Origin of the sequence: Micromonospora humidisoli, assembly GCF_016900955.1 — a bacterium.
Classification (GTDB): domain Bacteria; phylum Actinomycetota; class Actinomycetes; order Mycobacteriales; family Micromonosporaceae; genus Micromonospora; species Micromonospora wenchangensis.
In genome coordinates, this window is record NZ_JAFEUO010000001.1 from 343,104 (window position 1) to 362,285 (window position 19,182).

Genomic DNA, 19,182 nt, shown 5'->3' on the forward strand with positions numbered 1-19,182 from the left:
TATTCGGCTCGCGCGCCCGCCGGGCGGCTCGTTACCGTCCGGCCATGGTCCGTACCGTCCGCCTCGTCCTGGTCGACGCCACCGGCCGCCCGCTCGGCGCGCTACCCGACTTCGACGTGCCGGTGCCCTGGTGGCAGGACGCGGCGGCGGTCGTCGCCGGGGCCCGCGCCGCGTACGGCGTCGAGGTGACCGTGCTGCGGCTGCTCGTCGGGCGGCGCGGCCGGCCACCCGGGGGCCACGTCAGCTACCTGGCGGAGGTGTCCGGCCCGGTCCGCGTACCGCTGCTGCCGGCGCAGGTGGCGCAGCCGGCGGCGCATCCGCTGCGCGCGCCGTACGCGCAGCCGGGCGGGCCGGCGGCGAGCCTGGCGTGGGCCGCCACGCAGCTCGACCGGCTGGGCCGGCCGGCCACCGTGTCGACCCAGGAGCGCACCTGGAACCTGTCGGCGGTCTGGCGGCTCGACGGGCCGCACGGCACCGCCTGGCTCAAACAGGTTCCGGTGTTCTTCCGGCACGAGGCGGCGGTGCTGCGGCTGCTGGCCGACGACCCGGACACCCCGGGGCTGCTCGCCGCCGACGACGAGGGGCGGATGCTGCTCGACCACGTGCCGGGGGAGGACCGCTACGGCGCCGACCCCGCCGAACGCGCCGCGATCGCCGCCCGGCACCACGCCCTCCAGGTCCGCACGCTGCCCGCCGCCGACCGGCTCGTCGCCGCCGGGGTGCCGGACCTGCGCGGCGCAGCCCTGGCCCGGTGGCTGCGCGCGACCCTCGCCCCGCACCGGGCGCACGAGCAGCTCGCCGACGTCGAGACGCGGCTCGACGAGGTGACCCGGTGCGGGCTGCCCGACACCCTCGTGCACGGCGACCTGCACCCCGGCAACGTCCGCGCCGACGGGCACCGACACACCATCATCGACTGGGGCGACGCGTTCGTCGGCCACCCGGCCTTCGACATCCTCCGGCTGACCGAGCAACTGCCCGCCGGACCGGCCGCCGCCCTCGTCGCCGACTGGTGCGCACGCTGGCGGGCCGACGTGCCGGGCTGCCGGCCGGAATGGGCGGTGGCGCTGCTGCGGCCGGTGGCGTGGCTGCGGATGGCGGCGGTGTACGCGATGTTCCTCGCCGGCATCGAGCCGTCCGAACGGGTCTACCACGCCGAGGACCTGCCGGAGAACCTGGCGAGGGCGGACGCCGAAACCGGCTGACCGCCGCCGTGGGTGAAGAATGCCGACCGGAGGTCCCGTCCGGGAGGAATTCGCCGGTAGGGTGCCGGGGACCGCCACAGCCAGCAAAGGTGCCGCATGCTCTCCCGCGCCACGTCCGACATCGAATCGCCCGCGCTGATCCTGGAGCGCACCACCGCGCTGGTCGACTACCTGATGGCCGTGCGTGCCCAACTGGAGAAGCCGGCCCGCGCGGTGCCCACAGCGGACGTGTTCTGGCAGCACGACCTGCCCGAGCACCCGGACTGCCAGGTGGGCGTCTCGGCCGACGGGGTGAGCTGGCTCCAGGTCGGCCTACCGGCGACCCCCCGACGGCTGAAGACCCCCGTCGAGTTCGTCGCGCACCTCGCCGACACCCCGCCCTACCCGGCCGAGCCGAGGCTGACCGGCGACGAGGAGACCATCGCGCGGCTGCGGCCCCGCTTCGAGCAGTGGCGGGAGCAGGACTGGCGGCCCTGGGCCGAGCAGGCCGCCCGCACCGACCGGGTACGCCGACTGCACCGCGCCCTGTTCGACCTGATGCACCGGGTCGACATGACCGCCGCCAGCCACGAACTCGTCTGGGGTCACGGCGTCATCCACACCGAGGTCGCCGGCCACCAGGTGCGGTATCCGCTGGTGGTGACCCCGGTCGCCGTCGAGTACGACCCGGACCGGTCGGTCGTACGGGTGGTGCCGCAGGGGCCGGCCCGGTTGCAGACCGACCCGCTGACCGGCCTCGACGAACGGTACCTGCGGCAACTGCTGGCCCTGGCCGGGTCCGGCGGGCAGCTCGACCTCGACGTCTGGGCGGAGTTCGACAGGCGGGAGTTCTTCGAACGGGCGCTGCGCCGCCTCGGCCACGACCCGGTGCTGCGCGACGCCGACGCCCCCGCCCCCACCGGCGGGTACGTGCACGACACCGGGGTGCTGTTCGTCCGACCCCGGCAGCGGATGCTGCGCCGTTTCCTGGAGGAGCTGCGGGCCCGGCTGCTCGCCGGCGACACCACCGGCATCGGCGCGCTCGCCGCGATCCTCGCCCACGAGCCGAGCCGGCTGGAGATGCCGCACGACGAGCCGCAGCGGTGGCAGCCGCTGGGGGAGCGGCTGCTCATGCCGCTGCCCACCAACGAGGCGCAGGAGTCCATCGCCCGCCGGCTCGCCCAGCACCGCAACGTCGCCGTGCAGGGGCCGCCCGGCACCGGCAAGACGCACACCATCCGCAACCTGATCTGCCACCTGATGGCGCACGGCAAACGGGTGCTCGTCGTCGCGCAGAAGGAGGACCCGCTGCGGGTGCTGCGCGACGGCCTGCCGGCGGAGATCCAGCCGCTCTGCCTGGCCGTGCTCGGCCGCTCCGCCGACCAGCTGGTGCAGCTCCAGCTCGCCGCCCGGGAACTCTCCGACCGGGGCGCCACCCTGGACCGTCGCGCCGAACAGCAGCGGGTCGACCGGCTGCGCCGGCAACTGGAGGAGGCCGAACGGGACCTCGGGCTCGCCCTGGCCGGCCTGCGCGCGCTCGCCGAACACGAATCCGCCAGGTACGAGATCGACGGCATCCGGCTGTCCCCCGGCGACGTCGGCGCGTGGCTGCGCGAGCGGGCCGACCGCTACGGCGACATCCCCGACCCGCTCGCCCCCGACCTGGCCGCCCCGCTGACCGGGGAGGAGTTCAGCGACCTGCTCGACATCGCCAGGCGTACCCGGCGAGCCGACCGCGCGCAGGCGTTGCGGGAGCTGCCGACGGTGGCCGACCTGCCGACCGCCGAGGCGATCCGGGACGACCGCCGGGAGCTGGCCGCGACCCGGCACGAACTGGACCGGCTCGCCGACGCCGGGGTGCTGATCGCCGAGGTACGCGCCGTCGGGCAGCCCGCCCTGGAGGAGCTGGGCGGGCAGCTCCGGGAGGCGGCGACCCTGCTCACCGAGCGGGAGGGCGCGTGGACCGACCGGCTCGGCGCGCTGTTGCAGGCCGACGCGAACTGGCGGATCCGGTGGGAGGACCACGTGGCCGCCAGCCAGCAGGCGCTGGCCGACCTGGCCGCCGCCGCCCGGGTCGTCGCCGGGCATGAGGTCGCCGTCGCCGAGCTCCACCTGACCGAGCCGCGCCGACTGCTGGCGCTGCTCGACGAGCTGCGGCAACGCTTCGCCGCCGGCAAGGGCGTCAACAAGCTCTTCCAGGGCACCCTGGCCCGGATCGCCACCGACTGCCGGATCGACGGCGAGGTGCTGCGCAGCGCCGAGGACGTCGACGTCGTCGTCGCGTACGTGACCCGGCGTCGGCTGCGGCAGGCGCTGGCCACCCGGTGGGCGCAGTGGCGCGCGCCGCTCGGCCTGCCCGCCGAGGTCGGCGACGAGCCGGAATACTGGACCGGCCAGCTGCTCACCGCCGCCGCCACCGCGCTGGACTGGGACCGGCGGCGCTGGCCGACGCTGCTGCGCACCGTCCGCCGGGTGCTGCCGCGCGCCGAACACACCGTCGACGTACGCCGGCTGACGGCGCTGATCGCCCTGCTCGGCCGGGCCACGGCGGTGTTCGTCCATGACGAGTTGGTGGCCGAGGAGCACCGGCTCGACGCGCTGCTCCAGCGCGGCATGTCCGGGGTGGAGGCCAGCGACCTGTGGCGGCTGCTCGACCACGCCTACCAGGGCGACCTCGACGGCTGGGACGCCCTGCTCGACGAGGTGCGCCGGCTCGCCGCCCTGCGCCCCGAGGCGCAACGCTTCGCCACGCTCACCGGCCGGCTGCGGCCCGTCGCCCCGGACTGGACCACCCAGTTCGAGGACGGCACCGCCGTCGCCCTGCACGGCACCGGCGCGGACTGCCTCGACCGGTGGCGGTGGCGGCGCGCGCAGACCTGGTTCGACCAGGTCGTCGGCAGCGTCGACCCGGTGGCTCTGGGCCGGCGCGCCGACCGCACCCGGGAACGCATCCGCCAGCTCACCCGGGAACTCGTGGTCGCGTCCGCCTGGCTGGAGGTGTCGCTGGCGCTGGACGACCGGCGGCGGGCCGCCCTCGCCGACTGGACCACCGCCCTGCGCAAGATCGGCAAGGGGACGGGGAAGAACGCCGCCCAGTGGCAGGGCCACGCCCAGAAGGCGATGACCGCCGCCGTGGACGCCGTCCCGGTGTGGGTGATGTCCGTCGACCGGGCCATCGAACAGTTCGCCGGGGGCGCGCGCTTCGACGTGGTCATCGTCGACGAGGCGTCGCAGGCCGACCTGTTCGCCCTGCCCGTCCTCACCCTCGCCGAACGGGCCGTCGTGGTCGGCGACGACCAGCAGATCGGGCCGCAGCTCTCCTTCGTCGGCAGCGTCACCGGCCTGATCAACTCACATCTGGTGGACGTGCCGTCGGCCGAGCACTTCGACCCGGAGAGCAGCCTCTACGACCACGCGGTCCGCCGCTCGCCCGAGCGCATCCTGCTCACCGAGCACTTCCGGTCGGTGCCGGCGATCATCGGGTTCTCCAGCGACACCTACTACGGCGGCGAGATCGAACCGTTGCGCACCGACCGGCCCGCCGGCATCGGTGACCCGGTCGTCGCCGTGCACGTGCCCGAGGGCGTCCGCCAGGACCTGCCCGGCTACGGCAACGTCAACGTCGCCGAGGCCGAAGCTCTTGTCGGCCGGGTCGCCGCGATCGTCGCCGATCCGGCGTACGCGGGCCGCAGCGTCGGCGTGGTCAGCCTGCTCAGCACCAGCGGGCAGGCCCTCTACCTGCTGGCCCGGCTGCGCGAGGAGATCGGCGCGGAGGAGATGGAACGCCGTCGGCTGCGCGTCGGCGACTCCTACACCTTCCAGGGCGACGAACGCGACGTGGTGCTGGTGTCGACGGTCGTCTCCCCGCACCAGGGGCCGGTCGCCGCGTTCACCAAACGCGACCACCACCGTCGGGTCAACGTCGCCGCCTCCCGGGCCCGCGACCAGCTCTGGGTGTTCCACTCGGTGCAGCCCGACGACCTGCGCCCCGACGACGCCCGAGGGCTGCTGCTGCGCTACTGCCAGAACGTCACCACCGCCGAGGAGTCCTACGTCGACCTGGAGCGGCGCTGCGACAGCGACTTCGAACGCGAGGTGCTGCGGCGGATGCTGCGCCGGGGCTTGCGGCCGTTGCCGCAGTTCCGGATCGGCTCGTACCGGATCGACTTCGTGCTGCCCGCGCCGGACGGGCGGCGGCTGGCGATCGAGTGCGACGGGGACGCCTACCACGGGCCGGAGCAGTGGGAGAGTGACATGCGCCGGCAGGCGGTGCTGGAACGGGTCGGCAACTGCGTGTTCGTCCGGATCCGGGGCAGCGTGTTCAGCCGGGACCCGGAGGCGGCGTTGACGCCGCTGTGGCAGCTCATCGAGGAGTTGGGCATCGGAGGGAGCCGGACCGCGGAGGCGTCCTCGTTCTGACGACCGCTTCCGGCTGACGCCCCTCCCCGCAGTCACGTCGAGCGGGACACGTCACGCGACACGCGGTCGTCGCTGACGGCGTGTGATTTACCTCGGTTTATAGCATCAATGCTATGGCCGGGAGATCCTGCGGGCTCGCCGGACGCTTGAGCGGTGCATGGCGGAGCGGCACATCGTGAACGAGGGGGCAGAACGATGAGTGATCGCGTCGACTGGAACGATCTGCGCGACCGTCGACTGGCTGAGCCTGGAGCGGTCGAGGCGTATGAGGCGACCAGGATCGCTTTCGAGCTGGGCCAGGAGGTTCGGCACCTGCGCGAGCGCGGCGGCTGGAGCCAGAGTCAGTTGGCGCGAGCCGCCGGGATGACGCAGTCCGCCGTGGCGCGGTTCGAGGCTGGCGGGACGATACCCACTCTGCCTGTCCTGGAGCGGCTGGCCGGCGCCCTCGACATGCGGCTCGATGTCAGGTTCACGCCGAACACCGAGGCGGCCTGAGCGCCGACCCCTCGCACCGGAGCACGTTGAGTCGAGACCGATCCGGGAAAGGCGCGCCAACGATTTCCTGACAATCCGGCCGTACGTTCCCCGTCATGACATCGAAGCCAACCCCCGGCCTGCGTCGTCGCGTGGGCGTCGCGGGAGCGGTCACCGCGCTCGTGACGACGACTCTGACCGGGCTCGCTCAGCAGCCCGCCACCGCCGCTCCCGGAACGGTCGCCACCCACGCCGTCGCCGTCACCGCCGCCGAGCGGCAGGCAGTGCTGGCGTACTGGACGCCGCAGCGGATAGCGGCTCTGAAGACCCCGTCGGCGCAGGTGCCGCCCGTGGCAAAGCCGGACGGCGCACCATGGACCCGGGCGGACGCCGTGTCGCGTACCGTCGGCAGGCTCTTCTTCACCGACCACGGCGAGGACGCCAGCTGCACGGCGACGGTGCTGGACAGCGCCAACCGCAGCACGGTGGTGACCGCCGCGCACTGCGTCAACAACACCGACCTCATCGGTGAGGACAACCAATGGTCGGCCAACGTGCTGTTCGTCCCCGGCTACACCGACGGCCGGGCGCCGTACGGCAGGTTCGTCGCCCGGCTGTCGGTGGCCCCGTCGACGTGGCTGCTCAACGACCAGATCGAGAGCCTGTACGACTCGTACGACCAGGCGTTCGTGGTGCTCCACCCGAACAGCGACGGACGCCGGGTGCAGGACGCGGTCGGCGTCGCCCAGCGGATCGGCTACGACGTGCCGGGCGCGCGGGTGGTGCACCAGTTCGGCTACCCCCGGGCCAGTTCCGACGAGGCCCGCGAGGGGCTGCCGGAATACACCGGTGAGCGACTCGCCTACTGCGCCGGCCGGGCGGTGGAGCAGCAGTCGACCGAGGACTGGCCGGAGCCGCCAGGCCAGTGGGGCACCGCATGCGTGATGGGCGGCGGCTCCAGCGGCGGCCCGCGACTCACGAACTTCGACCGGCACACCGGGCTCGGCACCGTCGTCGGCGACAACTCCCACGGCTACATTCCGGGGAAGCGTTACCTGGTGGGGCCGCAGTTCAGCACGGCGATCACCCGCCCACTCTTCGAGCGGGCGCAACACAGCTGATTCGGGCTGGGTACCGGGCAGCCCACCTCGCCACGGGTGTGGGCGCCCGGTGCCGACGACGCTCCCCCTGCCGTACGAGGTAGACCATCCATGGGTCCTCCGCCACCAGAATTGCTGTCATCGCCCCTCAGGCGGCGATGGTGCGGGCCGCCGCGTACAGGTCGGCGGGCAGCGGGGTCGCCAACTCCCAGACGATCCGCATCGGCCGTTCCCCGCTGTGCTGCCGGTAGGTCATCGGGCCGGCGTACAGGTAGGCCGGTGCGCCGAGGTCCCGATCCGGCACCCGGGTCTCCCGCACGAACAGGTGCACCGTCGAACCCCGTGCCGCGTGGTGGACGTACCGCTGACCGGTAGGGGACGACTCCGAGGTGGTGCTCTGCGACTCCCACTGGAACAGCCGCTCGGTGATCGCCCGGTCGGCGTACATCGTGGTGGGGGAGTAGTGCTGCTCCGACTTGACCAGGGTGACGAAGAACAGGTCCGCCTGTTCAGCCTCCAACCACTTCACCCCTTCCCGCAACGATCCGGGGTTGGTCATGCCGAACGCCGCGCACGCCTCGTTGCGGCTGTACCGGGCGTGCACCCGCAGCACGCCGACCGGCGCGGTGACCCGGTGGATGCGCTCCCGCAGCACCTCGGCGACCTGACGCAACTCGGCGCAGCGGGCCGGCTCCGCCCACAGCCACTTGAGCCGTTCCTCCCGGGCGGTCAGCGGCACCTGCGGCCCCCACAGGTCGAAGTGCAGCATGTGCCACAGCCGGCCGGCAGGCGGCGGTGAACCGGCGGCGACCCGGGCCAGCAGGTCGAGCCGGTCAACGTCGTCCAGGTGCAGCATCCGGCCGATGGCCCGGCCCAACTCGCGGTCGGCCGGGCCGGGTGCGGAGGTGTCGAGGCCGGCGAGCCGCCGCAGCCCGGTCCATCCGCCGGCCGACGCCGACCGGTAGACGTCCTCGATCTCCAGGCCGGTCTCCCGCAGGAATTCGGCGAGGCTCACGTCACCGAGCTGCCGCAGCTCGGCCACCAGGCCCTTCTTGGACGTGGGCAGCGCGGTGCGCAGGTTGTCGAGCACGATCTCCTTGGCGACCCGGTCGAGCTGCACGTGGCAGCCGCTGGGTAACGACGGGAAGTCCTGCTCGACGGCGGCTCTGACGGCTCGGCGGCTGACCCCGGTCAGCGCCCGCCACCGCAGGTCGAACCGGAAGTTGGCGTGCTGCCCGCCGATGAAGTCGAGCACGGTCAGGCACGGCTTGTCGTCGTCGAGGCGCAGCCCACGGCCCAACTGCTGGAGGAAGATGGTGGCGCTCTCGGTGGGCCGCAGCATCAGAATCGTGTCGACCATCGGCAGGTCGACACCCTCGTTGAACAGGTCGACGGTGAACAGCACCCGCAGCGTCCCGGCCCGGAACTCCCGCAGCAGCCGGTCGCGCTCCGCCCGGTCGACCCGCGAGGTCACCGCCGCCGACGGTACGCCGTGCCTGGTGAACCAGTCCGCCATGAACTCGGCGTGCCCGATGCCCACGCAGAACCCGAGCGCCCGCATCCGATCGGTGTCCACGGTGTCCCGAACGGCCCGGAGGATGATTCGCGCCCGTGCGTCGTCACCGGTGTAGACGTCGTCGAGATCCGCCAGGTCGTACCCCTGGCCGCGCCGCCAGCGCAGGTGCGACAGATCCGTGTCGTCGTGCACCCCGAAGTATTGGAACGGCGCGAGCAGTTGCCGCTCCAACGCGTCCCACAGGTGCAGCTCCACGGCCGCGCGGCCGTCGAACCACCGCCGCACGTCGCCGCCGTCGGCCCGGTCGGGCGTCGCGGTGAGCCCCAGCAGTACGCGCGGAGCAAGCCGCGCCAACAACCGGGCGTACGTCGGCGCTTCCGCGTGGTGGAACTCGTCGACGATCACCATGTCGTACGCCTGCGGGTCGATCTCCCGCCGGTGCAGCGACTGGACGGAGGCGAAGACGTGCGTCCAGTGCGTCGGCACCTGGCCGGCCACCAGGGTCTCGCCGAAGCTGCCGTCCCCCATGACCTGCCGGAACGTCGACAGGCTCTGCCGGAGGATCTGCTCCTGGTGGGCGACGAACAGCAACGAGTCGACGGTCCTGTTTCTGTGTAGCCGCCGGTAGTCCAGCGCCGCCACCACCGTCTTGCCGGTGCCGGTCGCCATCACCACCAGGTTGCGGTGCCGGCCGTGCACCTGCCGCTCGGCGTCCAGGTCGGCCAGGATCTCCGCCTGGTACGGGTACGGCCGCACGTCCAGGTTGGCGATCTGCGTCGGTTCGTCGGGGCGGCGTTCCCCGCTCAACGCCCGCCGCAACCGGTCGGCGTCCCTACCCGGGTCGTAGGTCTCGAACGCCGGGTCGTTCCAGTAGTCCTCGAACGTGGCGGTGAACGTGTCGATGACGTGCGGCTGCTCGACGTTCGAGATCCGGACGTTCCACTCCACCCCATCGACCAGCGCGGCTTTCGACAGGTTGCTCGACCCGACGTACGCGGTGGTCAGCCCGTGGCGGCGGCGGAACAGCCACGCCTTGGCGTGTAGTCGGGTGGTCCTGGTCTCGTAGGAGACCTTGATGTCGGCCCCGAGCTCGGCGAGCCGGTCGAGGGCGCGTTGGTCGGTCGCGCCCAGGTAGGTGGTGGTGATGACCCGCAGTGTGCCCCCGCGCCGGATCAGCTCCCGAATCGCCGGTTCGACGATGCGCAGGCCGTGCCACTTGATGAACGCGCAGAGCAGGTCGACGTGCTGCGCCGAGGCCATCTCGTGGTTGACCTCGTGGCCGATGCGCGGCTGGTGCTTGCCGTTGACCAGCAGTGCGCCGGTGGAGAGCGGGGTGGTGGGGCGCTGCGGGAAGGTCGGCTGCGCCGGGGGCGTGGGTGGGGCGGCGATGGCGTGCAGGAGGTTTCTGGCGTCGGCGATCTGGTCGTGCTGGTCGGTCGAGGCGGGGCTGAGCGTGGCGATGGCCTCCGCGATCCGGTTGGTCAGCTCGACCTGGTGGCGGAGCTTGTCATCGCCGTTGGGAACGGCTTGCAGGGCACGGCTGATCAGGGCGGCGAGGTGACGGGTGAGGGGCTGGTGGGCATCGGCGGGGTCCAGGGGATGGTGCTGGATGTGAGCCGGGTCGAGGTGGTGGAGGTGGGTGGCGAGTCGCCGAGTGATCAGATGCTCGTAGGTGCCCACCTCAGGCTCGTTCATGAGGGTGGAGGTTAGCGGACCTGTGCTCGTTGTACGGACAAGCAGAGCTGTACGCTCCGACAGTCGTAAATCAATATTCTGGCTTGTCAACTTCGAGGGTCTTCGGAATGATGTCCGATCATGTCAACGTTGCCGGCACCGAAGAACTATCTGATGTTCCTTCCCTTCGCAGTGAAATCCGAAGCCACAATACGCGACATATTTGTCATCGCTGACCCGTGGGGCGGTCCATTGGTGGCGGGCTTCAAGGGGACGGATATCCGAGGTGCAGAGAAGCTGACCCTCGTGTATGAAAGCCCGCTTGCTTGGATTCGCACTACTGCTCGTATCGGAAAGTTTGAACACGAGCTACTGCATATGCAGCGCTTCGCCACAGATCACAAGATTGCGACAGGTGAAGAGTTGTATGAAGCGATCGTGGAGGGTGGCGATCCTCCGGATCTTCTTGCCCATCACCGAGGTGGCAGATTTGGATGGGAGCTTACTGCTTTTACGGTATCCCAAAGGCGGCAGGCTCAGGCTCTATTCTTCAAGGTCGCGTCAGAGGTGGCTCAACAGCAAAGGCACAGGGTTGGGCACCTTTCCGGTTTTCAGGTCTACATGTGGTTTGGTGCAGCCGAGGATGTGGCTAGCCTTCCTTTCAGGGACCACGACAGTGCAGCCCATGATCGGCTAATTGAAGCGCTTGTCGCCTTCCGTCCAGATCGCCAGTCATCCCTGTTTGAAGGGGATGCACCACCGCTGGTATTGGATACTTCTAGTATTGTCAGGACAGTGGACGACGTGAGCTTCTATGCTATGCCGTTGATGGGATCGGCTCCTGCAAGTGGGCTCTATGCTATGACTGGAATGAATTTAGGGCTTGCCTTCCAATCCGATCACGACATTTCGGACGAATGGGCGCGACTTCAGGCTCATGTTTCGCGAAAAGATGAGCCGGGGACGGACGGGCTTCTGATCTCGGTTGGTGCTCCCGATCGTATGGGCCGCTGCTTCCTGAGCGAAGAATTGCTGGCCGGGGAGATGCTTCAAAGTCCTCGCCCTATTACTGCTTCCCATCTCTCTACTGTGATTCTCCATTTCTGGAGCACCGGCAGGGCGTTTGAGTTGCTCGGTAATGAACCGTTCCAACGGTGGCCGGAACTCTATCAAGGTTTCGTTCCGTCCGCTCACCCTTTTGTTCGCGAGGCGCAGGCATAGCTTGATTTGCTAACGACTCATTCTCATGCGACCGAGCGTCATTTATGTCAGATTCGTGGGGTCGTGATCGTCCTCAGGTGGGGCGGCGCTGACCAGCATCAGCACCTGTTTGGCTAGGCTGGGAGTGATGCCAAGGGTGACGGTCGAGAGGGGGGAGTGGTGGCTTCCATTACGGTCGACGACAACCGCACCCGCTTCCCGAGCGATAGCCGTTCCGCCCGTCATGTCCCACGGATGATTGGACAGGGTTAGCGCCGCGTCGATCCGGCCTTCGGCCAGCCAGGCAAGGTCTAGGGCTGCGGTCCCAGTCATCCGAACTCGCTGCGCTGCCTCGGCCAACCGTGCTGTCAAGGCGAGCCGTGCGCGGTTCTTGCTGGCGGCGTCCAAGCCGACGGCATAGTCACCGATCGCCACTACCGCATCGCTCAGCCTGCTGGTGTCGCTCACCCGGATGGGCTTTCCATCGACTGTCGCACCGTTGCCTCGGGCGGCGACATACCGGTTGCCAAGGAACGGCACCTCGATGACGCCGAGGACCGCATCATTGCCGTGCAACAGCCCCAGCGATACCGCGCACAGCGGGATGCCGCGCACGAAGTTGGCCGTCCCGTCGATCGGGTCGAGCACCCACTGCATCTCGCCGGTGCCCTGGAGCCCGTCTTCCTCGCCGAGGAAGCCGATCTCCGGAGTGGCGGCCTGGAGGAAGGCACGAACTTCTCGCTCGATCTCGTAGTCGAGCTGCGACGCGAAGTCCCGCTCACCTTTGGCGGTGAGGGCGCCGGGGGATCGGTGCCGCATCATCTCGGCTGCCCGTGCCACTGCCTCCTCCGCCACCGGAAGCAGGTGTCGGTAGTCGCTCACAACCGCCGCCCGCGCTGCCACTGCGCCTCGAAGAACTGCTCGAAGATCGGATACAGGCAGGCCCGGTCCTCCTGGCGTCTGACGACGAACGTCGGGGAATCGACCCCTCGACTTACCGGCAGGTACGGCTGCGCGACACAGAGGTCATCTGCCAGGACCACGTTGAAACGGAGCGTGTCGTCGTAGACGGCCAACTCCAGGCGGTCACGTAGTCCTTCCGGCAGCCGCTCCCGGACCCGCATCAACGTCTCGATGTTCAGCTTGGTCAGGCCGGAGAGCTGACCTGGCGAGAAGCCTTCCTCTGCCTCGCGTGCCTGGACGGCCGACCCTGCGGGGTCGAGGAACAGGCAGCGGGCCCGTCCACCTGACTCGAGAAGGTCACGCCACTGGCTGTCGGCGAAGCCCTGAGCAAGCAGGTTGAGCGAGAGTCCGACAGCGCGAACCGTCTTCGCGCCGCCCAGAAGATGGTCGGGTGAGATCCGGGCGGAGAACTCTGATCGGCTCGAAAAGACGGCGACGAGGTCACCGAGTTGTGTCGCGTCGCTGACCGGCACGTCAGGCGTGTCGGTGGGGAATGGTGTTTCGGCTCGCAGTGCGGCCGTGAAGCGGTCCCGCGCCTCCGCCGGAGCTTTGCCCAGCGTGGTGTCGAGGGCAGATTGCATCTCAGGGCGTGGAGTGACGCCAGCTCCGCCGGCTTCCCACTTGGACACCGTCCGCTCGGCCACGCCGAGGTGTGACGCGAAGTCGCGGATGCTCATACGGAGGGCATGGCGGAGGGTCCTACTCTCCTGACCGCTCCATCGCTGCACGGTCGCCATGGTGCCGCCTCAGCTCATGTCGAGTTAGGTCAACGTGCACTGTATCGGCAGTTGGTGCAGCGCGGTGACCGCGCAGGTGCAGTCCGTGGTCATGTCCTCGGCGGAACCGTCTGACCAGGGTTGATGCATGGCCCGGGGCGGGTGCCGGGCTCCGGGGGCGTGTCGATCCGAACGACGCGCCCTCGTCCCCGCCCGCCCCGGCGCCCGTCACCCTCCCGCCGACGTACAGGGGTCGCAGACACCATGAACGCCGCCGTAACAGACCTCCCCGTCCCCGCCACTGACGAACAGGGGAGAGAACACACTCCGCACCCGCGTGCGCAGGTCACAACCGGGGGCGTGACGCCGCAGGAGATCGTCCACCGGTGGTTGCGGCTGGTGACGGCGGACGCGGAGCTGTCGCCGTACCTCGTCGGGGTGGATCGGGTCCGGCTGGCCGCGCACCTCACGGAGAGCGTGACCGCCGCGCTCGCCGGGGAGCCGGCGGACGCCTGGGGTGGGCTCGGCCTGTCCGAGGAGCAGCATCGGCGCATCGGTGACTACCTGGTCGGGGTGTGCTGGGCGGCCGACCTGCCCGAAGGGCGGATCGCCCGGGTGCGGCGGGCGGTGGCCCGGTGAGGGAGGCCGACGAGTTGCGGTCGGCGCTGCCGGATCGGCTCGCCGCCCACGATGCCGAGCTGTTGATCGCCACGCTCCGCCGGCTCGCCACCGACCCGGAGCCGGCGGCGCAGGCGGTGACGCTGACCGTGCTGGGCCATGCCTTCCGCCGGTTCGCGTTGCTGCCGCATGCCAAGCTGATCAGCGCGCTGGCCGGTGCCGAGGTGCCGGTGGAGTTGCTGCGGCAGGCGGCGGGGCGGGCCGACGACGATCCGCCGTGGCGGCCTGCCCAGGTGCTCGCCCGCGACATCCCCGGCGACCACATCGCCGTCCTGACGGTACGGCCGTGGCGGCGGCTGCGCTACCGGCCCGGCCAGGCCGTCGCCGTCAGCACGGCGCGCAATCCCGGTCGGTGGCGCTGGTATTCCCCCGCCAACGCGCCCCGCCCCGAGGGCACCGTCGAGCTGCACGTTCGTGCCATCCCCGCCGGCAGCGTCTCGGTCAGCCTCGCCCACGAGATGAACCCCGGTGACGTGGTCTGGCTCGGGCCGCCCCGCGACACCGGCCAGCACCTACGCGACGGTGACCTGCTGCTGGTGGCCGGCGGCACCGGTCTGGCCCCGCTGCGCGCCCTGGTCGAGCAGGTCGCCGCCGCCCCCGACGGCCGCCGGGTCACCCTGGTCGTCGGTGCCCGCACCTTTTTCGACCTCTACGACCCTATCGTCCTCGACAAGCTCCAGTGCGCCCACGACTGGCTGACCATCGTGCCCGTCTTCTCCGACGACCCCGAGGCGCACCCGACCGAGCAGGGCGACGCGCTCACCACCGCGCTGCGCCACCACCAACCCCACCAGCAGGTGTACGTCTGCGGCCCGCCCGCGATGCTCGACGACGCCCGCCGCTGGCTGCCCCTGGCCGGGGTGCCCGTGGATCGTCTCCACCTGCCCGATCCGGCAGCCCCGCAGGCTCCGTGGTGAGGCAGGAGCAGGTCCGCCGGGCGTAGGTTCAGGACCGGGCAACAGCGCCGGCCGGGGGGAACAGCAGCACCCGCACGTCGGGCAGGTCGGCGAACGCCTGTGTGATCATCGGCTCGACCACCGTCCAGTCGAGGCCGCCGGCGCCGCAGCCGAGGGCGGGCACCGCTATCGAACGGATCTGCCGCTCCCGGACGACCCGGGCGAGGTCGGTCAGGCCCGACCGGATGTCGGGCAGCTTCGAACTGGCCCGCCAGTGCCCCTTGGTGGGGAAGTTGATGACATAGCGGTGCCTGCCGGACCGGCCGGAGTCGACCACGAACATCCCGCCCAGCCGCACCTCGCCCGCCGCGCAGGCGGCCCGGTAGGCGGCGTAGTTGGCGGGGTGGGCGTGCTTGAACTGGAGGGCGATCCCCTTGCCCATCACCCCCACCGTGTTGACGGCGTTGACGAGCGCTTCGGCATCGGCGGTGAGCAGGTCACCGTCGCTCAAGCTGATCATTCGGGCGTCCTTTCCTGGTAGCGCTGTCGTACCAGGAAGGTGTGACTACGACGTCCTGTCGGCGCGGGCCGGTAGGGTGCCGGGAACGCTGGGGAGGAGAGGCCGATGCTCGGGCTTGAGGTGCCGCCCGCCGTCGAGGCGGAACGGGTCGTCGCGGCCGTCCTGGCCGACCTGCGCTCGGGCGACCATCGGGGCGTGGTGGTCGATTCCCCGCCCGGGGCCGGCAAGTCGACCCTGGTGGTGCGGGCCGCCGCCGAGCTGGCCGCCGCCGGTGAGCCGCTGATGATCGTGGCGCAGACCAACGAGCAGGTCGACGATCTCATCGACCGGCTCGCCACCAAGGCCCCCGAGCTGCGCATCGGCCGGTTGTCGGCGACCGACTACCGGCCGTCGGAGCGGGTGCGGGGGCACGACACGGTCCGGGTCGCGTCGAAGGTCGCCGATCTGGGCGATCCGGCCGTCACCATCGGTACGGCGGCGAAGTGGGCCACGGTCACCGACGGCCGGTGGCCGTGGGCGATCGTCGACGAGGCGTACCAGATGCGCTCGGACGCCCTGCTGCGGGTGGCCGGGCGGTTCGAGCGGGCGCTGTTCGTGGGTGATCCCGGGCAGCTCGACCCGTTCTCCACGGTCGAGACGCTGCGCTGGACGGGCCTGAGCTGGGATCCGATGCAGGCGGCGGTGGCGGTGCTGCTGCGGCACAACCCGGACCTGCCGGTGCACCGGCTGCCGGTGTCCTGGCGGTTGCCGGCCTCGGCGGCCCCGGTGGTCGCGGCGGCGTTCTACCCGTTCACCGGCTTCCGCGCCGGCACCGGCCCGGCCGACCGGGCGTTGACGCTGACCCGGCCGGGGCCGGGCGACGCGCTCGACGCGGCGGTGGAGTTGGCCGCCGGCGTCGGTTGGGCGTTGCACGAGCTGCCGGCCCGGCACACCCTGCGTACCGATGCGGAGGCCGCCGCGGCGTGCGCCGCGCTCGCCCTGCGGGTGCTGGCCCGGGGCGCGGTCGCGGTCTCCGAGCACGCCCCGGCGGGCGTGCCGGTGACCGCCGATCGGATCGCCGTCGGCGCGGCGCACCGCGACCAGGTCGCCGCGATCCGCGCCCACCTCGGCCCGGCCGGGGCGGACGTCACGGTGGACACCGCCAACCGGCTCCAGGGCCGGGAGTACGACGTGACGATCGTGCTGCACCCGCTGTCCGGCCGGCGGGACGCGACGAACTTCCACCTGGAGTCGGGACGGCTGTGTGTGCTGACTTCCCGGCACCGGCACGCCTGCATCGTGGTGGCCCGCGCCGGCATCGGTGAGCTGCTGGACGCCCATCCGTCGACGGAGTCGGTGCACCTGGACGTGCCGGTGAAGTTCCCCGACGGCTGGGCCGCCAACCAGACCACCATGACGTTCCTGGCCGGGCACCGTCCGACGACGGGACGGTGAACTGCGGGTACGCGACGATCCGTACTGAGGGGTGTGCGGACGACGGAACTGGTCACCTGCCCCCGGAGCGCGTTCGACTGGCTCGGGCCGGCCGGGGTGCGCGCGGTGGTGATCCGCTGGCTGCGCCTGGTCGCGGCGGACGCCGAGCTGGCGCCGTACCTGATCGGGCTGGACCGGCCCCGGCTGGCCGGCCGGCTGACCGCCCAACTGGCCCCGGCGCTCGGCGGGCCGGGTGGCGGCCTGGGCCCCGGCGGCGGTGGGCGGGCGGCCGGCGGGGCGTGGCGGCGGCTCGGGTTGACCGACGAGCAGCACTGGCGGGTGCTGGACTACCTGGCGGCCGTGCTCTGCGGCCTGGGCCTGCCGGTCGCCACGATCGTCGCGGCCCAGCGCGCCGTCGCCGGGGAGGCCCATGCTTGACGGCGGTCAGCCCCAGTTGTCGCCGTACTCGCGGACCCCGTCGACGTCGAGGGTGATCCGGCTGTTGGCGGTCCACGCGCCGGTGGCCGCCTGCCAGCTCGGGTCGTCGCGTTCGTCGATCGTGGTCCAGTTGGGCCGGTGCAGCCGGAGCTGGATCGGCCCGGAGGACGCGCCGGGGGCCAGCACGCCGGTGTCGAAGGTCAGCTCCACCCAGCCGGGGAAGGGCGTCCCGGGCACCGGGTAGACGGTCGGCGTCGGGCTGGGGCCGGGCGGCGGCGCGGGCGGCGGGAAGTACTGGAGGGTACGCCGGATGTGGTCGCAGCCGAGCGTCGCCCAGTCGCACTCGGTGGTCAGGGCGGCGTTGCCGTTCTCGAAACGCAGGTGGTAGCGGACCCGCACGGTGGTCAGGTCCAGCGGTCGGCCGCCGGTGTTGGTGATGTTGATCCGGAACTGGGCCTGGTTGTCGGTGGGTGCCCAGTCGAGGTTGAGGTAGTCGACCTTCGCCCGCCCGTACGCGGTGCGCACGGTGGTGACCGCCGAGGTGTCGGAGTAGCCGCCGAGGGCGTACGCCTGCAGCGCGATCCGGTAGTCGGTGCCGGGGGCCAGGTCGGTCAGGGTGACGGCGTTGGTCTGCGTGCTGCCCAGGCCCCGGTAGGCGTTCGGCCCGATCGGCGAGCGCACGTCGTAGGTGATCGGGCCGCCCGGCTCGCCCTTCCACGTCGACGGGGTCCAGGTCAGGCTGAGCCGGTGCGGGTCGTTGGCGACCACCACGGGTGCGCCGGGGGTGGTCAGCGCCGGGGTGTCGTCGGCGCGGGCGACGCCTACCGCGAGCAGGCTCACCAGCGCGGCGAGGGTGGCGGTGGCGGTGAGGGGGCGGGCACGCATGCCCCGGATGCTACGGGCATGTATGCACGTTCATCAATGAGGGAACTGATGATTCGGTTGCGTCATCAGCTCGACAGCGTCCACCCCACCCATACCGGCCCCGGTCCTGCGGAACCGGTCGGCATCGCCGAGAAGCGGAGCCGCCGGGGCGGGGACCCGTGCAGTCGGGTCCCGCCCCGGTGGGTCGCGCCGCGCGGCGGCCGGTGCCGCTCAGGCGGGGATGTAGTCGAACTCGTCCGGGTTCGGGCCGGTCCGTCCGGCCTCGCCCTTGTCCAGCCCGCTGATCCGCTCCATCGCCGTGTCGTCCAGGGTGAAGTCGAAGATCTGGAAGTTCTCCTCGATCCGCTTCGGGGTGGTCGACTTCGGGAAGACGATGTCGCCGCGCTGCACGTGCCAGCGCAGCACCACCTGGGCGGGGGTACGGCCCACCTGCTCGGCGACGTCCACGATCGTTGGATCGTCGAGCACCCTGCCCTGGGCGATCGGGGACCACGCCTCGGTGAGGATGTTGTGCTTGCTGCCGTACGCGCGCACCTGCTCGTTGGTGAGGTAGGGGTGCACCTCGATCTGGTTGACCGCCGGCACCACGTCGGCCTCGGCGGCCAGCCGCTCCAGGTGCGGCACCTGGAAGTTCGACACCCCGATCGAGCGGGCCCGGCCGTCGCGCTGGAACTCCTCAAGCGTCTTCCAGGTGGAGACGAAGTCGCCGTCGTAGCGGGTGGGCAGCGGCCAGTGGATGAGGAACAGATCGACGTAGTCCGTCTTCAGCGCGGACAGCGTCGACTCGAACGCCCTGCGGGCCTCCTCGGGGCGGTGGAAGCCGTTGTTGAGCTTGCTGGTCACGAAGACCTCGCCCCGGTCCAGCCCGGAGGCGCGGACGGCCTCGCCGACCCCGGCCTCGTTGCCGTACATCTGGGCGGTGTCGATGTGCCGGTAGCCGATCTCCAGCGCCCGGCCGACGGCCTCGGCGGTGTCCTTCGGCTCGATCTGGTAGACCCCGAAGCCGAGCTGCGGGATGGTGTTGCCGTCGTTGAGACTGATGTCGGGAACGGTATTCGCCATACCGGGTGTCTACCCGGTCGGGCCGCGTCCTCACGGCCCGACCG

General features: G+C 71.2%; 15 protein-coding genes. 9 read left to right on the forward strand and 6 right to left on the reverse strand.

Going from position 1 to position 19,182, the window contains the following annotated elements:
- Positions 1–44: 44 nt before the first annotated feature.
- The 4 genes from JQN84_RS01485 to JQN84_RS01500 all read left to right on the forward strand — a co-directional run bounded on the left by JQN84_RS01485 (position 45) and on the right by JQN84_RS01500 (position 7,198).
- Positions 45–1,205, forward strand: a complete 1,161-nt coding sequence (locus JQN84_RS01485) for a phosphotransferase family protein (protein WP_204956600.1) — start codon at positions 45–47, stop codon at positions 1,203–1,205.
- A gap of 96 nt (positions 1,206–1,301) precedes the next feature.
- Positions 1,302–5,603 (forward strand): PDDEXK-like endonuclease domain-containing protein, encoded by a 4,302-nt coding sequence (locus JQN84_RS01490; RefSeq protein WP_204956601.1) that lies wholly within the window; start codon positions 1,302–1,304, stop codon positions 5,601–5,603.
- A gap of 195 nt (positions 5,604–5,798) precedes the next feature.
- Positions 5,799–6,098: a helix-turn-helix domain-containing protein gene (locus tag JQN84_RS01495; RefSeq protein ID WP_204956602.1), complete on the forward strand. Its 300-nt coding sequence runs from the start codon at positions 5,799–5,801 to the stop codon at positions 6,096–6,098.
- Positions 6,099–6,193: 95 nt separating this feature from the next.
- Positions 6,194–7,198, forward strand: coding sequence for a trypsin-like serine peptidase (locus JQN84_RS01500; protein WP_204956603.1), 1,005 nt, complete (start codon positions 6,194–6,196; stop codon positions 7,196–7,198).
- Between the two features lie 127 nt (positions 7,199–7,325).
- Here the strand turns inward: JQN84_RS01500 and JQN84_RS01505 are convergent, their stop codons facing one another.
- Positions 7,326–10,388, reverse strand: a complete 3,063-nt coding sequence (locus JQN84_RS01505) for a DEAD/DEAH box helicase (RefSeq protein WP_204956604.1) — start codon at positions 10,386–10,388, stop codon at positions 7,326–7,328.
- A 120-nt stretch (positions 10,389–10,508) separates the two neighbouring features.
- Between JQN84_RS01505 and JQN84_RS01510 the strand changes: the two genes are divergently transcribed.
- Positions 10,509–11,588, forward strand: coding sequence for a hypothetical protein (locus tag JQN84_RS01510; RefSeq protein ID WP_204956605.1), 1,080 nt, complete (start codon positions 10,509–10,511; stop codon positions 11,586–11,588).
- Between the two features lie 42 nt (positions 11,589–11,630).
- Here the strand turns inward: JQN84_RS01510 and JQN84_RS01515 are convergent, their stop codons facing one another.
- Both JQN84_RS01515 and JQN84_RS01520 read right to left on the reverse strand, forming a co-directional pair.
- Positions 11,631–12,449: an inositol monophosphatase family protein gene (locus tag JQN84_RS01515; protein WP_307820948.1), complete on the reverse strand. Its 819-nt coding sequence runs from the start codon at positions 12,447–12,449 to the stop codon at positions 11,631–11,633.
- Positions 12,446–13,207: a DUF5919 domain-containing protein gene (locus JQN84_RS01520; protein ID WP_204956606.1), complete on the reverse strand. Its 762-nt coding sequence runs from the start codon at positions 13,205–13,207 to the stop codon at positions 12,446–12,448. The genes JQN84_RS01515 and JQN84_RS01520 overlap by 4 nt, the downstream gene beginning before the upstream one ends.
- A 399-nt stretch (positions 13,208–13,606) precedes the next feature.
- Between JQN84_RS01520 and JQN84_RS01525 the strand changes: the two genes are divergently transcribed.
- Both JQN84_RS01525 and JQN84_RS01530 read left to right on the forward strand, forming a co-directional pair.
- A complete protein-coding gene (locus JQN84_RS01525) occupies positions 13,607–13,885 on the forward strand; it encodes a globin family protein (RefSeq protein ID WP_204956607.1) in 279 nt (92 codons plus the stop codon).
- Positions 13,882–14,841 (forward strand): FAD-binding oxidoreductase, encoded by a 960-nt coding sequence (locus JQN84_RS01530; RefSeq protein ID WP_204956608.1) that lies wholly within the window; start codon positions 13,882–13,884, stop codon positions 14,839–14,841. Before JQN84_RS01525 ends, JQN84_RS01530 begins: the two co-directional genes overlap by 4 nt.
- Positions 14,842–14,869: 28 nt before the next feature.
- Here the strand turns inward: JQN84_RS01530 and JQN84_RS01535 are convergent, their stop codons facing one another.
- Positions 14,870–15,340 carry a macro domain-containing protein gene (locus JQN84_RS01535; RefSeq protein WP_204956609.1) on the reverse strand — a complete coding sequence of 157 codons (471 nt, stop codon included), beginning with the start codon at positions 15,338–15,340 and terminating at the stop codon, positions 14,870–14,872.
- Positions 15,341–15,445: 105 nt separating this feature from the next.
- Here JQN84_RS01535 and JQN84_RS01540 point away from each other — a divergent pair, with 105 nt between their 5' ends.
- Both JQN84_RS01540 and JQN84_RS01545 read left to right on the forward strand, forming a co-directional pair.
- Positions 15,446–16,774 (forward strand): AAA family ATPase, encoded by a 1,329-nt coding sequence (locus tag JQN84_RS01540; protein ID WP_204956610.1) that lies wholly within the window; start codon positions 15,446–15,448, stop codon positions 16,772–16,774.
- A 33-nt stretch (positions 16,775–16,807) separates the two neighbouring features.
- A complete protein-coding gene (locus JQN84_RS01545; protein WP_204956611.1) occupies positions 16,808–17,191 on the forward strand; it encodes a globin family protein in 384 nt (127 codons plus the stop codon).
- A gap of 6 nt (positions 17,192–17,197) precedes the next feature.
- On the opposite strand, the gene JQN84_RS01550 is transcribed toward JQN84_RS01545, so the two are convergent.
- Both JQN84_RS01550 and JQN84_RS01555 read right to left on the reverse strand, forming a co-directional pair.
- On the reverse strand, positions 17,198–18,076 hold the full coding sequence (locus tag JQN84_RS01550) for a cellulose binding domain-containing protein (protein ID WP_204956612.1): 879 nt from the start codon (positions 18,074–18,076) through the stop codon (positions 17,198–17,200).
- Between the two features lie 210 nt (positions 18,077–18,286).
- Positions 18,287–19,138: an aldo/keto reductase gene (locus JQN84_RS01555; RefSeq protein WP_204956613.1), complete on the reverse strand. Its 852-nt coding sequence runs from the start codon at positions 19,136–19,138 to the stop codon at positions 18,287–18,289.
- Positions 19,139–19,182: the final 44 nt, after the last annotated feature.